Consider the following 17,351-nt stretch of genomic DNA (forward strand, 5'->3'; position numbering starts at 1 on the left):
TCAGGGCTTCCACTTCGTGATCGTTATGGTGGCGGCGGAGGTTTTGGCGGAGGGGTCGAGGAGGACGTCGTAGCCGAAGAGGAGGAGGTTGCCGTTGGGGACGGAGAGGGAGACGTTGGCGGCGATGGTGAGGGTGCCGTGGTTGTCGCGTTCGAAGTCGGCCATGAGGGCCAGGCGGTTGCCGGAGGACAGGAGGGAGCCCTGGGTGACGGTGATGTCGCCGTAGGCCGAGAACTCGACGTTGGCCTGGCCGGCGATGGTGCCGATGCCGATCGCGAGGTTGCCGGTCGTCTGCACCAAGAGCGTGCCTTTGGAGCGCAGGGCGCCTTCGTTGAGGATGATTTCCACGGGCGTGCCGGCGCCGAAGAGCAGGTCGCCGACCTGCAGGGTGGTGGCGGCGTTCACTTCGGAGAGGGCCTGGATCAGCATGAAGCGGCCCGTGGTGTCGCGGTTGTAGTTGGCGAAGATGCTCACGGCGCCGGCGAGGGAGTTCACGCGGCCGAAGTTGGCGCCCAGGCCGCCGATGGTGACGTTTTCGCCGCCGAGGACGAGGTCGAGTTGCGCGGTGACGAGCACCGGCGCGGCGGCCCCCAGGGTGAGGTCGCCCGTGCCGTTGTGGTCGGAGTCCGCGCTCAGGGTGAGCGCGCCGGCGGGCGTTTGCAGGATCGTGCTTTGCAGGGTCACGTTGCCGGCGGAGGTAAGGCTGATGGCGCCCAGGGCGGTCAGGAGGAGGTTTTGCGCGACCACGTCGGCGGCGCTGCGGACGGTGATCCTGCCCAGGGCCTGCAACTGGCCGCGGAGGGTCAGCGTGCCGGTGACGGGCGTGGTGCCGCCGGTCGTAATCAAGAGGTCCGTGCCCGCTTTCAACTGGGTGTTATCGTTGGCGAGGGTCAGCGTGCCCTGGCCGTTGGCGTTCAGGTCGACGGTGAGGGTGATCGCGCCTTGGAGGGCGAGCAGTTCGGCGCGGTTGGTCGCGGTGCCGATCTGGATCGCTTCGCCTTGGAGGACGATGCCGCCTTGGGCGACTTGCAGGACGCTGACGGCGTTTTGGGCGATGCGGACGGCCCCGTGGTTGTCCCCGTCGGTGTCGGCGGTGAGGGTCAGCGTGCCGCTAATGCCGATCGTGAGGTTCGCGTCGATGGTGAGGTCGCCGCCGGTGCGGGCCGTGAGGTTGCCTTGGGCGCCGCTCGTGCGGACCGCGCCGTGCACGGTCAGGGTGCCGGCCGCGGCGGGCGCGGAGAACAGGACCGCGGTGCCGAAGGTGCTTTGATAGACGTCGATCGCATGGGCGCCGTCGGTGCGGCCGATCTGCACTTCGGTGAAGGCCGCGGGCACGGCGATTTCCGGAGCGAGGAGGTCGAAGCCGCCGGCCTGGCCGACGGTGATCGGTTGCGTGAGGGAGGCCGGTTGCAGGATCAGGCGGCCGGTGCCGGTGATCGAGCCGGCCGCGCCTTGCAGGTTCAGGAGGTCGGCGGTGATCGTGACGAGGCCCGTGCCGGCGAGGAGCTTGGCGCCGGTTTCCTGCGTGAAGGCGCCGGTGCCGGGGCCCGCCTGCAGGGTCAGGGGGTTGGCGCCGGTGACGGTGAGGGTCTGGTTCGCGAGGAGGACGATCGTGCCGGTGGCCTGCGGGGAGCGGATGAGGGTCGGGTTGACCAGGGTCACGGTGCCGAGGTCGATGCGGGCGGAGGAATCGGCGCGGCCGAGGACGACCTGGCTGAAGCCGGGCGCCAAGGCTTCGAGGCTCGTCTGGGAGAGGAGGTAGGCGTAGGCGGAGGGGGTGGGCACGTTGCCCAGGCCGATCGTGGCGACGTTGGTCGCGGGTGCGGCGATGAACTGGCCGTGGTTCAAGGTGTGGATCGAGCCCGGGCCGCCGGTGAGGGTGAGCGAGCCGGAGCCGAGGACGAGGTCGCCTTGCACGGTCACGGTGGCGGCGAAGGTGAGCGCGCCGGTCGTGGTGATCGTCAGTTGCGTGAGGGGGGTTTGCGCGCCGAGGGCCTGGGCGAAGGAGACGTCGCCGGAGCCGGCGTCGATCGTCAGGGCGTAGGCGCCGTCGATGGTCTGGTCGAAGGTCACGTCGCCGCCGGAGGTCGTGATCAGGGTGTCGCGGGGCAGGACCACGTTGCCGGTGAAGTGGAGGTTTTCGCCGTGGGTGACGAGGTCTTCGTCGAGGGTGACCGCGCCGGAGGTGGAGATGTTCAGGTCGCCGCCGCCGGCGTGGGCGGTGTCGTATTTGACTTTGCCGGTGCCGATGACGGTCAGGCTGATGTCGCCGGTGCCGCCGGCGTCGACGTTGACTACATGGAGGTTGCCTTGGTCGAGGCTGAGCGCGATGTCGCCGTCTTGGGTGGTGGCGTCGGTGACGAGGAGCGTGCCGCCGGCCTGGCTGTAGGCGATGGCACCGGTGCCGGTGGCGAGGTGGGTGACGGTGACGTCGGTCGTGAGGAGGTTGCGCAGGCGGATGTCGCCGGTCGTCGAGGTGGCGGAGAGCGTGGGGACGGCGACGACGACGGGGTCGAGGGTGCCGATGCCGGTGCCGGCTTGGAGCGTCAAGAGGGCGGCGGTGAACTGGGTGCCGGTCGAGGCGCGTTCGAGGCGGCCGGCGGCGGTGGCGGTGATCGTGTCGTTCTCGGCGAGGACGGTGCCCACGAGGAGGTCGGCGCCGGCGGTGAGGGTGATGTCCGCGGTGCCGCCCGCCGTGAGGGCGGTGGCGGTCAGGGTGCCGGCGGTCGTCAGCGTGATCGCGCCGTCGGTCGTGGTCGCGGTGACGGTCAGGTTGCCGGTGTCGGCGAGGACCAGGGTGCCGGGGCCGGAGATCGCGGCGTCGAGGGTGCCAAGGGTCGTGTTGAGGTCGTTGGCGGCGGTGCCGAGGGAACCCACGCTGCGGAGCGTGGCGGCGGCGCCGAGGAGGTTCGGGGCTTCGGTGGCCAGGTTGTCGGTCAGGTCCGCGCCGGTCGTGAGCACCATGGCGCCGGTGCCGGCGTCGATGATCGAGACCGCAAGGCGTTGCGCGGCGGTGACGGTGAGCAGGCCGCCGGCGGAGGCGAGGCGCGAACCGGAGTCCATCGTGATGGCGCCGGTGGCGGTGTGCAGCGTGAGGGTGCCGCCGGTCGTCGCGATCGTCGCGGCGGAGGAGAGCGTGATCGCGGCGGGCGCGTCCAGGAGGATCGGGCCGGTGCCGGAGCGGACGCCGGCGTTGACTTGGAGATTCGAGGCGGCGCCACCGGGCAGGAGCGTGATCGCACCGGTGCCGGCGGCGGAGAGGGCGAGGCCGTCGGCGTCGGCGCCGTCGTTGAGCGTGAGGGTGCCGTTGGTTGTGCGCAGCGTGATGGCCCCGTTCGCGGTCGTGGTGAGGTCGGCGAGGGAGGGTTCGGTGACGGTCGTCGTCGTGAAGTTGGCGTTCACCTTGGCGAGGGCGAAGGTCACCGTGTCGATCGTCAGCGCGGTCGCGTTGAGGATGTTCAGGCCGCCGCTGCCGGCGGTGCCGGCGAGGAGCGCCGTCGCCAGGGTGAGCGGGGTCGCGGCGGTGCCGGCGCCGGTGCCGGCTTCCAGGCGGACCGCGGTGGCGGTGAGGTTCGCGGCGGCGGTGCCGGCGGTGTTGTCCAGGATCGAGGCGCCGGAGCGGATCAGGATGCGGCCGGTCGTCGCCCGGACTTGCGCGAGGCGCACGTCGGCGCCGGCGAGGAGGCGGAGGGAGCCCGCGGTCGTCGTGAGGGTCGAGGTGGCCGCGAGGGTCAGGGCTCCGGTCGTCGCTTCGAGGTCGAGGTCGCCGGCCGTTTGCACGGCCACGGTCGCGGCGGTGGTGAGGTCATGGCCGGCGAGGAGCGTGATCGCGCCCGTCGCGGAGATGACGTCGGCGTTGAGCAGGAGGTCGCTCGTCGCGCCGCCGGCCGAGAGGAGGATCCGGCCGGTGCCGGCCGCGCTGACCGCGGTGTGATTGGCGTTGCCCCCGTCGTTCAGGGTCAGCGTGCCGTTGAGGGTGCGCAGCGCGATCGAGCCGTTCGCGGTGGTCGTGAGGTCGGAGAGGGTTTCGGCGGTGAGTGCGGTGGACGTGAAGTCGGCGGCGACGGCGCGCACGGTGATGCTGACGTTCGTGATCGTGAGGGCGTTGTCTTCGACGAGGCTGATGCCGGCGGAGCCGGCGCTGGCGGCCAGGGTGTCGAGGCCGACTTCGAGGGGGTTCGTGGACGTGCCGATACCCGTGCCGGCGACCAGGCGCGCGGCGCTGGCGCTGATGTCTTGATAGGTGTCGCCGCCGTCGAGGATCGAGCCGGCGGTCGCCGTGAGCGTGACTGAACCCGTGCCGGCTTGGATGCCGCCGAGCGTGATGTCGGTCGCGGCAAGGAGGCGGACGTTGCCGCCCGACGTGGCGATTTGCGCGTTGTCGGCGAAGAGGATGGCACCCGCGCTGGCCACGAGGTTCACGTCGCCGCCAGTGGTTTTGATGTCGGCGGTCGTGGTGAAGGTGAGGTTCGTCGCGCCGAGGAGTGTGATGTCGCCGCTGCCGCTGAGGATGTCCGCGTTCGCGGTGACGTTCGCGGCGGAGAAGTAAACGTTGCCGCTGCCGTTCGCGCTGACCGCCGTGTTGTTGGCGAAGCCGTCGTTCAGCGTGAGGTCGCCGGCGATAATCGTGAGAGCGATCGAGCCGTTCGCGGTGGTCGTGAGGTCGGAGAGGGTTTCGGCGGTGAGCGCGGTGGACGTGAAGTCGGCCGCGACGGCGCGCACCGTGACCGACACGTTGGTGATCGTGAGGGCGTTGTCTTCGACGAGGCTGATGCCGGCGCTGCCGGCGCTGGCGGCGAGCGTGTCGAGGCCGACTTCGAGCGGGTTCGTCGCGGTGCCGATGCCGGTGCCGGCAACCAGGCGGGCGGCGCTGGCGCTGATGTCTTGATACGTGTCGCCGCCGTCGAGGATCGAGCCCGCGGTGGCGGTCAGGGTGACGGAGCCGGTGCCGGCTTGGATGCCGCCGAGCGTGATGTCGGTCGCGGCGAGGAGGCGGACGTTGCCGCCCGACGTGGCGATTTGCGCGTTGTCGGCGAAGTGGATCGCACCCGCGGTGGCCACGAGGTTCACGTCGCCGCCGGTCGTCTTGATGTCGGCGGTCGCGTTGAAGGTGAGGTTCGTTGCGCCGAGGAGCGTGATGTCGCCGCTGCCGCTGAGGATGTCCGCGTTCGCGGTGACGTTCGCGGCGGAGAAGTAAACGTTGCCGCTGCCGTTCGCGCTGACCGCCGTGTTGTTGGCGAAGCCGTCGTTCAGCGTGAGGTCGCCGGCGATAATCGTGAGAGCGATCGAGCCGTTCGCGGTCGTCGTGAGGTCGGAGAGGGTTTCAGCGGTGAGTGCGGTGGAGGTGAAGTCGGCCGCGACGGCGCGCACGGTGATGCTGACGTTGGTAATCGTGAGGGCGTTGTCTTCGAGGAGGCTGATGCCGGCGCTGCCTGCGCTGGCGGCGAGCGTGTCGAGGCCGACTTCGAGCGGGTTCGTCGCGGTGCCGATGCCGGTGCCGGCAACCAGGCGGGCGGCGGACGCGCTGATGTCTTGATACGTGTCGCCGCCGTCGAGGATCGAGCCCGCGGTCGCAGTCAACGTGACTGAACCCGTGCCGGCTTGGATGCCGCCCAAGGTGATGTCGGTCGCGGCGAGGAGGCGGACGTTGCCGCCCGACGTGGCGATTTGCGCGTTGTCGGCGAAGTGGATCGCCCCCACCCCGGCCACGAGGTTCACGTCGCCGCCGGTGGTTTTGACGTCGGCGGTCGCGTTGAAGGTGAGGTTCGTCGCGCCGAGGAGTGTGATGTCGCCGCTGCCGCTGAGGATATCGGCGTTCGCGGTGAGGTTCGCGGCGGAGAAGTAAACATTGCCGGTGCCGTTCGCGCTGACCGCGGTGTTGTTGGCGAAGCCGTCGTTCAGCGTGAGGTCGCCCGCGATGATCGTGAGGGCGATGGAGCCGTTCGCGGTCGTCGTGAGGTCGGAGAGGGTTTCGGCGGTGAGTGCGGTGGACGTGAAGTCGGCCGCAACGGCGCGCACGGTGACCGACACGTTCGTGATCGTGAGCGCGTTGTCTTCGAGGAGGCTGATGCCGGCGCTGCCTGCGCTGGCGGCGAGCGTGTCGAGGCCGACTTCGAGCGGGTTGGTCGCGGTGCCGATGCCCGTGCCGGCAACCAGGCGAGCGGCGGACGCGCTGATGTCTTGATAGGTGTCGCCGCCGTCGAGGATCGAGCCCGCGGTGGCGGTCAAGGTGACGGAACCCGTGCCGGCTTGGATGCCGCCCAAGGTGATGTCGGTCGCGGCGAGCAAGCGGACGTTGCCGTTGGAGGTCGCGACTTGCGCGTTGTCGGCGAAGTGGATCGCACCGGCGCTGGCGACCAAGTTCACGTCGCCGCCGGTGGTCTTGACGTCGGCGGTCGTGGTGAACGTGAGGTTCGTGGCACCGAGGAGCGTGATGTCGCCGCTGCCAGAGAGGATGTCGGCGTTCGCGGTGACGTTCGCGGCGGAGAAGTAAACGTTGCCGGTGCCGTTCGCGCTGACCGCGGTGTTATTCACGAAGCCGTCGTTCAGGGTGAGGTCGCCGGCGATGATCGTCAGGGCGATGGAGCCGTTCGCCGTCGTCGTGAGGTCGGAGAGGGTTTCGGCGGTGAGTGCGGTGGAGGTGAAGTCGGCCGCGACGGCGCGCACGGTGATGCTGACGTTGGTGATCGTGAGCGCGTTGTCTTCGACGAGGCTGATGCCGGCGCTGCCGGCGCTGGCGGCCAGGGTGTCGAGGCCGACTTCGAGGGGGTTCGTGGACGTGCCGATGCCGGTGCCAGCAACGAGGCGCGCGGCGCTGGCACTGATGTCTTGATACGTGTCCCCGCCGTCGAGGATCGAGCCGGCGGTGGCGGTCAACGTCACGGAGCCGGTGCCGGCTTGGATGCCGCCGAGCGTGATGTCGGTCGCGGCGAGGAGGCGGACGTTGCCGCCCGACGTGGCGATTTGCGCGTTGTCGGCGAAGAGGATCGCGCCCGCGGTGGCCACGAGGTTCACGTCGCCGCCGGTGGTTTTGACGTCGGCGGTCGCGTTGAAGGTGAGGTTCGTCGCGCCGAGGAGTGTGATGTCGCCGCTGCCGCTGAGGATGTCGGCGTTCGCGGTGAGGTTCGCGGCGGAGAAGTAAACGTTGCCGCTGCCGTTCGCGTTGACCGCGGTGTTGTTGGCGAAGCCGTCGTTCAGGGTGAGGTCGCCGGCGATGATCGTCAGGGCGATGGAGCCGTTCGCGGTCGTCGTGAGGTCGGAGAGGGTTTCGGCGGTGAGCACGGCGGACGTGAAGTCGGCGGCGACGGCGCGCACGGTGACGCTGACGTTGGTGATCGTGAGGGCGTTGTCTTCGAGGAGGCTGATGCCCGCGGAACCGGCGCTGGCGGCCAGGGTGTCGAGGCCGACTTCGAGCGGGTTCGTCGCGGTGCCGATGCCGGTGCCGGCGACCAGGCGCGCGGCGGACGCGCTGATGTCTTGATACGTGTCGCCGCCGTCGAGGATCGAGCCCGCGGTCGCAGTCAACGTGACGGAACCGGTGCCGGCTTGGAGGCCGCCCAAGGTGATGTCGGTCGCGGCGAGGAGGCGGACGTTGCCGCCCGAGGTCGCGATTTGCGCGTTGTCGGCGAAGTGGATGGCCCCCACCCCGGCCACGAGGTTCACGTCGCCGCCGCTCGTCTTGATGTCGGCCGTCGTGTTAAAGGTGAGGTTCGTCGCGCCGAGGAGCGTGATGTCGCCGCTGCCGCTGAGGATGTCCGCGTTCGCGGTGACGTTCGCGGCGGAGAAGTAGACGTTGCCGCTGCCGTTCGCGCTGACCGCGGTGTTGTTCACGAAGCCGTCGTTCAGGGTGAGGTCGCCGGCGATGATCGTCAGGGCGATGGAGCCGTTCGCCGTCGTCGTGAGGTCGGAGAGGGTTTCGGCGGTGAGTGCGGTGGACGTGAAGTCGGCCGCGACGGCGCGCACGGTGACCGATACGTTGGTGATCGTGAGGGCGTTGTCTTCGAGGAGGCTGATTCCTGCGCTGCCCGCGGAGGCGGCCAAGGTGTCGAGGCCGACTTCGAGCGGGTTCGTCGCGGTGCCGATGCCCGTGCCGGCGACCAGGCGCGCGGCGCTGGCACTGATGTCTTGATACGTGTCGCCGCCGTCGAGGATCGAGCCCGCGGTCGCGGTCAGGGTAACGGAACCCGTGCCGGCTTGGAGGCCGCCCAAGGTGATGTCGGTCGCGGCGAGGAGGCGGACGTTGCCGCCCGAGGTCGCGATTTGCGCGTTGTCGGCGAAGTGGATGGCCCCCACCCCGGCCACGAGGTTCACGTCGCCGCCGCTCGTCTTGATGTCGGCCGTCGTGTTAAAGGTGAGGTTCGTCGCGCCCAGCAGCGTGATGTCGCCGCTGCCGCTGAGGATATCGGCGTTCGCGGTGAGGTTCGCGGCGGAGAAGTAGACGTTGCCAGTGCCGTTCGCGCTGACCGACGTGTTGTTGGCGAAGCCGTCGTTCAGCGTCAGGTCGCCGGCGATGATCGTGAGGGCGATGGAGCCGTTCGCCGTCGTCGTGAGGTCGGAGAGGGTTTCGGCGGCGAGTGCGGCGGACGTGAAGTCGGCGGCGACGGCGCGCACCGTGACCGATACGTTCGTGATCGTGAGGGCGTTGTCTTCGACGAGGCTGATGCCCGCGCTGCCGGCGCTGGCGGCCAGGGTGTCGAGGCCGACTTCGAGCGGGTTCGTCGCGGTGCCGATGCCGGTGCCGGCGACCAGGCGCGCGGCGCTGGCGCTGATGTCTTGATACGTATCGCCGCCGTCGAGGATCGAGCCGGCCGTTGCAGTCAGGGTAACGGAACCCGTGCCGGCTTGGAGGCCGCCGAGCGTGATGTCGGTCGCGGCGAGGAGGCGGACGTTGCCGCCCGACGTGGCGATTTGCGCGTTGTCGGCGAAGAGGATCGCCCCCACCCCGGCCACGAGGTTCACGTCGCCGCCAGTGGTTTTGATGTCGGCGGTCGCGGTGAAGGTGAGGTTCGTGGCACCGAGGAGCGTGATGTCGCCGCTGCCGCTGAGGATGTCGGCGTTCGCGGTGAGGTTCGCGGCGGAGAAGTAAACGTTGCCGCTGCCGTTCGCGCTGACCGCGGTGTTGTTCACGAAGCCGTCGTTCAGCGTCAGGTCGCCGGCGATGATCGTGAGGGCGATGGAGCCGTTGGCGGTCGTCGTGAGATCAGAGAGGGTTTCAGCGGTGAGCGCGGCGGACGTGAAGTCGGCCGCGACGGCGCGCACCGTGACGCTGACGTTGGTGATCGTGAGGGCGTTGTCTTCGAGGATGCTGATGCCGGCGCTGCCGGCGCTGGCGGCGAGCGTGTCGAGGCCGACTTCGAGGGGGTTCGTGGACGTGCCGATGCCGGTGCCAGCGACCAGGCGCGCGGCGCTGGCACTGATGTCTTGATAGGTGTCGCCGCCGTCGAGGATCGAGCCCGCGGTCGCGGTGAGGGTGACGGAGCCGGTGCCGGCTTGGATGCCGCCGAGCGTGATGTCGGTCGCGGCGAGCAGGCGGACGTTGCCGTTGGAGGTCGCGACTTGCGCGTTGTCGGCGAAGTGGATCGCGCCGGCGCTGGCCACGAGGTTCACGTCGCCGCCGCTCGTCTTGACGTCGGCGGTCGCGTTGAAGGTGAGGTTCGTCGCGCCGAGGAGCGTAATGTCGCCGCTGCCGCTGAGGATGTCCGCGTTGGCGGTGAGGTTCGCGGCGGAGAAGTAAACGTTGCCGGAGCCGTTCGCGCTAACCGCGGTGTTGTTCACGAAGCCGTCGTTCAGCGTGAGGTCGCCGGCGATGATCGTCAGGGCGATGGAGCCGTTCGCGGTCGTCGTGAGGTCGGAGAGGGTTTCGGCGGCGAGTGCGGCGGACGTGAAGTCGGCGGCGACGGCGCGCACCGTGACCGATACGTTCGTGATCGTGAGGGCGTTGTCTTCGACGAGGCTGATGCCCGCGCTGCCGGCGCTGGCGGCCAGGGTGTCGAGGCCGACTTCGAGCGGGTTCGTCGCGGTGCCGATGCCGGTGCCGGCGACCAGGCGCGCGGCGCTGGCGCTGATGTCTTGATACGTATCGCCGCCGTCGAGGATCGAGCCGGCCGTTGCAGTCAGGGTAACGGAACCCGTGCCGGCTTGGAGGCCGCCGAGCGTGATGTCGGTCGCGGCGAGGAGGCGGACGTTGCCGCCCGACGTGGCGATTTGCGCGTTGTCGGCGAAGAGGATCGCCCCCACCCCGGCCACGAGGTTCACGTCGCCGCCAGTGGTTTTGATGTCGGCGGTCGCGGTGAAGGTGAGGTTCGTGGCACCGAGGAGCGTGATGTCGCCGCTGCCGCTGAGGATGTCGGCGTTCGCGGTGAGGTTCGCGGCGGAGAAGTAAACGTTGCCGCTGCCGTTCGCGCTGACCGCGGTGTTGTTCACGAAGCCGTCGTTCAGCGTCAGGTCGCCGGCGATGATCGTGAGGGCGATGGAGCCGTTGGCGGTCGTCGTGAGATCAGAGAGGGTTTCAGCGGTGAGCGCGGCGGACGTGAAGTCGGCCGCGACGGCGCGCACCGTGACGCTGACGTTGGTGATCGTGAGGGCGTTGTCTTCGAGGATGCTGATGCCGGCGCTGCCGGCGCTGGCGGCGAGCGTGTCGAGGCCGACTTCGAGGGGGTTCGTGGACGTGCCGATGCCCGTGCCGGCGACCAGGCGCGCGGCGCTGGCACTGATGTCTTGATACGTGTCGCCGCCGTCGAGGATCGAGCCCGCGGTCGCAGTCAACGTGACTGAACCCGTGCCGGCTTGGATGCCGCCCAAGGTGATGTCGGTCGCGGCGAGCAAGCGGACGTTGCCGTTGGAGGTCGCGACTTGCGCGTTGTCGGCGAAGTGGATCGCGCCGGCGGCCGCGACCAAGTTCACGTCGCCACCGGTCGTCTTGACGTCGGCGGTCGCGTTGAAGGTGAGGTTCGTCGCGCCGAGGAGCGTGATGTCGCCGTTGCCAGAGAGGATGTCGGCGTTCGCGGTGAGGTTCGCGGCGGAGAAGTAGACGTTGCCGGTGCCGTTCGCGCTGACCGCGGTGTTGTTCACGAAGCCGTCGTTCAGGGTGAGGTCGCCGGCGATGATCGTCAGGGCGATGGAGCCGTTCGCGGTCGTCGTGAGGTCGGAGAGGGTTTCGGCGGTGAGTGCGGTGGAGGTGAAGTCGGCCGCGACGGCGCGCACGGTGATGCTGACGTTGGTGATCGTGAGGGCGTTGTCTTCGAGGAGGCTGATGCCTGCGCTGCCCGCGGAGGCGGCCAAGGTGTCGAGGCCGACTTCGAGCGGGTTCGTCGCGGTGCCGATGCCGGTGCCGGCGACCAGGCGCGCGGCGCTGGCGCTGATGTCTTGATAGGTGTCGCCGCCGTCGAGGATCGAGCCCGCGGTGGCCGTGAGCGTGACGGAGCCGGTGCCGGCTTGGATGCCGCCGAGCGTGATGTCGGTCGCGGCGAGGAGGCGGACGTTGCCGCCTGACGTGGCGATTTGCGCGTTGTCGGCGAAGTGGATCGCACCCGCGGTGGCCACGAGGTTCACGTCGCCGCCGGTGGTTTTGACGTCGGCGGTCGCGTTGAAGGTGAGGTTCGTCGCGCCGAGGAGCGTGATGTCGCCGCTGCCGCTGAGGATATCGGCGTTCGCGGTGAGGTTCGCGGCGGAGAAGTAGATGTTGCCGCTGCCGTTCGCGCTGACGGCGGTGTTGTTCACGAAGCCGTCGTTCAGCGTCAGGTCGCCGGCGATGATCGTGAGGGCGATGGAGCCGTTCGCGGTCGTCGTGAGATCAGAGAGGGTTTCAGCGGCGAGCGCGGTGGACGTGAAGTCGGCCGCGACGGCGCGCACCGTGACCGTTACGTTCGTAATCGTGAGGGCGTTGTCTTCGACGAGGCTGATGCCGGCGGAACCGGCGCTGGCGGCCAGCGTGTCGAGGCCGACTTCGAGCGGGTTGGTCGCGGTGCCGATGCCCGTGCCGGCAACCAGGCGAGCGGCGCTGGCGCTGATGTCTTGATAGGTGTCCCCGCCGTCGAGGATCGAGCCGGCGGTGGCGGTCAACGTCACGGAGCCGGTGCCGGCTTGGATGCCGCCGAGCGTGATGTCGGTCGCGGCGAGCAGGCGGACGTTGCCGTTCGAGGTGGCGACTTGCGCGTTGTCGGCGAAGTGGATCGCACCCGCGGCGGCCACGAGGTTCACGTCGCCGCCGGTGGTTTTGACGTCGGCGGTCGTGGTGAACGTGAGGTTCGTGGCACCGAGGAGCGTGATGTCGCCGCTGCCAGAGAGGATGTCGGCGTTGGCGGTGAGGTTCGCGGCGGAGAAGTAGATGTTGCCGGTGCCGTTCGCGCTGACCGCGGTGTTGTTCACGAAGCCGTCGTTCAGCGTGAGGTCGCCCGCGATGATTGTCAGGGCGATGGAGCCGTTCGCGGTCGTCGTGAGGTCGGAGAGGGTTTCGGCGGCGAGCGCGGTGGACGTGAAGTCGGCGGCGACGGCGCGCACCGTGACCGACACGTTCGTGATCGTGAGCGCGTTGTCTTCGAGGAGGCTGATGCCCGCGCTGCCGGCGCTGGCGGCCAGGGTGTCGAGGCTGACTTCGAGGGGGTTCGTGGACGTGCCGATGCCGGTGCCGGCAACCAGACGCGCGGCGGACGCGCTGATGTCTTGATACGTGTCGCCGCCGTCGAGGATCGAGCCTGCGGTGGCGGTCAGGGTGACGGAGCCGGTGCCGGCTTGGATGCCGCCGAGCGTGATGTCGGTCGCGGCGAGGAGGCGGACGTTGCCGCCCGAGGTCGCGATTTGCGCGTTGTCGGCGAAGTGGATGGCGCCGGCGGCCGCGACCAAGTTCACGTCGCCGCCGGTGGTCTTGACGTCGGCGGTCGTGGTGAAGGTGAGGTTCGTCGCGCCGAGCAGCGTGATGTCGCCGCTGCCAGAGAGGATGTCGGCGTTGGTGGTGAGGTTCGCGGCGGAGAAGTAGATGTTGCCGGTGCCGTTCGCGCTGACCGCGGTGTTATTCACGAAGCCGTCGTTCAGGGTGAGGTCGCCGGCGATGATCGTCAGGGCGATGGAGCCGTTCGCCGTCGTCGTGAGGTCGGAGAGGGTTTCGGCGGTGAGTGCGGTGGAGGTGAAGTCGGCCGCGACGGCGCGCACGGTGATGCTGACGTTGGTGATCGTGAGCGCGTTGTCTTCGACGAGGCTGATGCCGGCGCTGCCGGCGCTGGCGGCCAGGGTGTCGAGGCCGACTTCGAGGGGGTTCGTGGACGTGCCGATGCCGGTGCCAGCAACGAGGCGCGCGGCGCTGGCACTGATGTCTTGATACGTGTCCCCGCCGTCGAGGATCGAGCCGGCGGTGGCGGTCAACGTCACGGAGCCGGTGCCGGCTTGGATGCCGCCGAGCGTGATGTCGGTCGCGGCGAGGAGGCGGACGTTGCCGCCCGAGGTCGCGATTTGCGCGTTGTCGGCGAAGAGGATCGCGCCCGCGGTGGCCACGAGGTTCACGTCGCCGCCGGTGGTTTTGACGTCGGCGGTCGCGTTGAAGGTGAGGTTCGTCGCGCCGAGGAGTGTGATGTCGCCGCTGCCGCTGAGGATGTCGGCGTTCGCGGTGAGGTTCGCGGCGGAGAAGTAAACGTTGCCGCTGCCGTTCGCGTTGACCGCGGTGTTGTTGGCGAAGCCGTCGTTCAGGGTGAGGTCGCCGGCGATGATCGTCAGGGCGATGGAGCCGTTCGCGGTCGTCGTGAGGTCGGAGAGGGTTTCGGCGGTCAGAGCGGTGGAGGTGAAGTCGGCCGCGACGGCGCGCACGGTGATGCTGACGTTCGTGATCGTGAGGGCGTTGTCTTCGACGAGGCTGATGCCGGCGGAGCCGGCGCTGGCGGCCAGGGTGTCGAGGCCGACTTCGAGGGGGTTCGTGGACGTGCCGATACCCGTGCCGGCGACCAGGCGCGCGGCGCTGGCGCTGATGTCTTGATAGGTGTCGCCGCCGTCGAGGATCGAGCCGGCGGTCGCCGTGAGCGTGACCGAGCCGGTGCCGGCTTGGATGCCGCCGAGCGTGATGTCGGTCGCGGCAAGGAGGCGGACGTTGCCGTCCGACGTGGCGATTTGCGCGTTGTCGGCGAAGAGGATGGCACCCGCGCTGGCCACGAGGTTCACGTCGCCGCCGGTCGTCTTGACGTCGGCGGTCGCGTTGAAGGTGAGGTTCGTGGCACCGAGGAGCGTGATGTCGCCGCTGCCGCTGAGGATGTCCGCGTTGGCGGTGACGTTCGCGGCGGAGAAGTAAACGTTACCGCTGCCGTTCGCGCTGACCGCGGTGTTGTTCACGAAGCCGTCGTTCAGCGTGAGGTCGCCCGCGATGATTGTCAGGGCGATGGAGCCGTTCGCGGTCGTCGTGAGGTCGGAGAGGGTTTCGGCGGCGAGCGCGGTGGACGTGAAGTCGGCGGCGACGGCGCGCACGGTGACCGATACGTTGGTGATCGTGAGGGCGTTGTCTTCGAGGAGGCTGATGCCTGCGCTGCCGGCGCTGGCGGCCAGGGTGTCGAGGCCGACTTCGAGCGGGTTCGTCGCGGTGCCGATGCCGGTGCCGGCGACCAGGCGGGCGGCGCTGGCGCTGATGTCTTGATACGTGTCGCCGCCGTCGAGGATCGAGCCCGCGGTGGCGGTGAACGTGACTGAACCCGTGCCGGCTTGGATGCCGCCGAGCGTGATGTCGGTCGCGGCGAGGAGGCGGACGTTGCCGCCCGAGGTCGCGACTTGCGCGTTGTCGGCGAAGAGGATCGCCCCCACCCCGGCCACCAGGTTCACGTCGCCGCCGCTCGTCTTGATGTCGGCCGTCGGGTTGAAGGTGAGGTTCGTCGCGCCGAGGAGCGTGATGTCGCCGCTGCCGCTGAGGATGTCGGCGTTCGCGGTGAGGTTCGCGGCGGAGAAGTAGACGTTGCCGCTTCCGTTCGCACTGACGGCGGTGTTGTTGGCGGCGCCGTCGTTCAGCGTCAGGTCGCCGGCGATGATCGTCAGGGCGATGGAGCCGTTCGCGGTCGTCGTGAGGTCGGAGAGGGTTTCGGCGGTCAGAGCGGTGGAGGTGAAGTCGGCCGCGACGGCGCGCACCGTGATGCTGACGTTGGTGATCGTGAGGGCGTTGTCTTCGACGAGGCTGATGCCTGCGCTGCCGGCGCTGGCGGCCAGCGTGTCGAGGCCGACTTCGAGCGGGTTCGTCGACGTGCCGATGCCGGTGCCGGCAACCAGGCGCGCGGCGCTGGCGCTGATGTCTTGATAGGTGTCGCCGCCGTCGAGGATCGAGCCGGCGGTCGCGGTCAGGGTGACGGAACCCGTGCCGGCTTGGATGCCGCCGAGCGTGATGTCGGTCGCGGCGAGGAGGCGGACGTTGCCGCCCGACGTGGCGATTTGCGCGTTGTCGGCGAAGAGGATCGCGCCCGCGGTGGCCACGAGGTTCACGTCGCCACCGGTCGTCTTGATGTCGGCGGTCGCGTTGAAGGTGAGGTTCGTCGCGCCCAGCAGCGTGATGTCGCCGCTGCCGCTGAGGATGTCCGCGTTGGCGGTGAGGTTCGCGGCGGAGAAGTAAACGTTGCCGCTGCCGTTCGCGCTGACGGCGGTATTGTCCACGAAGCCGTCGTTCAGCGTGAGGTCGCCCGCGATGATCGTCAGGGCGATGGAGCCGTTCGCGGTCGTCGTGAGGTCGGAGAGGGTTTCGGCGGTCAGAGCGGTGGACGTGAAGTCGGCGGCGACGGCGCGCACCGTGACCGACACGTTGGTGATCGTGAGCGCGTTGTCTTCGACGAGGCTGATGCCGGCGCTGCCGGCGCTGGCGGCCAGGGTGTCGAGGCCGACTTCGAGCGGGTTCGTCGCGGTGCCGATGCCGGTGCCGGCGACCAGGCGCGCGGCGCTGGCACTGATGTCTTGATAGGTGTCGCCGCCGTCGAGGATCGAACCGGCCGTCGCCGTGAGCGTGACTGAACCCGTGCCGGCTTGGATGCCGCCGAGCGTGATGTCGGTCGCGGCGAGGAGGCGGACGTTGCCGCCCGAGGTCGCGATTTGCGCGTTGTCGGCGAAGTGGATCGCACCCGCGGTGGCGACCAAGTTCACGTCGCCGCCGGTCGTCTTGATGTCGGCGGTCGCGTTGAAGGTGAGGTTCGTCGCGCCGAGGAGCGTGATGTCGCCGCTGCCGCTGAGGATGTCGGCGTTGGCGGTGACGTTCGCGGCGGAGAAGTAAACGTTGCCGCTGCCGTTCGCGCTGACGGCGGTGTTGTTGGCGAAGCCGTCGTTCAGCGTCAGGTCGCCCGCGATGATCGTGAGGGCGATGGAGCCGTTCGCGGTCGTCGTGAGGTCGGAGAGGGTTTCGGCGGCGAGTGCGGCGGAGGAGGCGTCGGTCGCGACGCTGCGAACGGTGATTGAGACGTTTGTGACGGTGAGGGCGTTGTCTTCGACGAGGCTGATGCCCGCGCTGCCGGCGCTGGCGGCGAGCGTGTCGAGGCCGACTTCGAGAGGATTGGCGGAAGTGCCGATGCCGGTGCCGGCAACGAGGCGGGCGGCGCTGGAGCTGATGTCTTGATAGGTGTCGCCCGCGTCGAAGATCGACCCGGCGCTCGCGGTCAACGTGACGGAGCCGGTGCCGGCTTGCACGCCGCCGAGCGTGATGTTCGTTGCAGCCAACATCCGGACGTTGCCATTGGAGGTCGCGACTTGCGCATTGTCCGCGAAGGTGATCGCGCCGGTGCCCGCCACGACGTTCGCGTCGCCGCCGCTCGTCTTGAGATCAGCGGTGGGGTTGAAGGTGACGTTGGCTGCGCCGAGCACGGTGACGTCACCGGTGCCGCTGAGGATGTCGGTGTTAGCGGTGATCGAAGTGCCCGCCCCACCCGCCTGCACGAGAATGTTGCCGGAGCCGTTCGCGCTCAGCGCGACGTTGGCGATGCCGCCCGTGCCATCGGAGAGCGTGATGTCGCCCGCGAGCGTGTGGAGGACGATGCTGCCATTGCCGGCGGTCACCAAGTCGGACAGCGTCGTGGTGGTGGTCAACGTGGTGGCGGTCGTGGCGTCAGCGGCCACGCGGTTGGTCGAGAACGTCGTGACGGTGTCGACGGTGATCGCGGTCGATTCGAGGAGATTGATGGCGGACCCGCTCCCACCCGTCGTCGTCTGGGCGGCGACGGTGACGAGTTCGGTCTCGATGGCGTTGTCCACGCCGGAGCCGACGAGGCCGATGGAGGTCTTCGCCTGGAGGCGCGCGGTGCGGCCGAAAATATTCACCTCGGTGGCGGCGCGCACTTTGTTGTCGGTGATGGAACCGGCGGTCGCGGTGACACCAACACTGCCCCAGGTGGCCTGGCTGATCAGAGTCGAGCCGGCGC

At 69.2% G+C, this 17,351-nt stretch carries 1 protein-coding gene (cut by a window edge); it reads right to left on the reverse strand.

Annotation, left to right across the window (positions count from 1 at the left end; genetic code table 11):
* On the reverse strand, positions 1-17,351 hold the 3' end of the coding sequence (locus K0B96_RS13835; RefSeq protein WP_220161473.1) for a hypothetical protein. The gene runs 39,700 nt beyond the window's last position; only the last 17,351 of its 57,051 coding nucleotides appear in the window; the start codon falls outside the window, past its right edge; the stop codon is at positions 1-3.

This window comes from Horticoccus luteus (genome assembly GCF_019464535.1).
In the GTDB taxonomy this organism is placed as follows: Bacteria; Verrucomicrobiota; Verrucomicrobiia; order Opitutales; family Opitutaceae; genus Horticoccus; species Horticoccus luteus.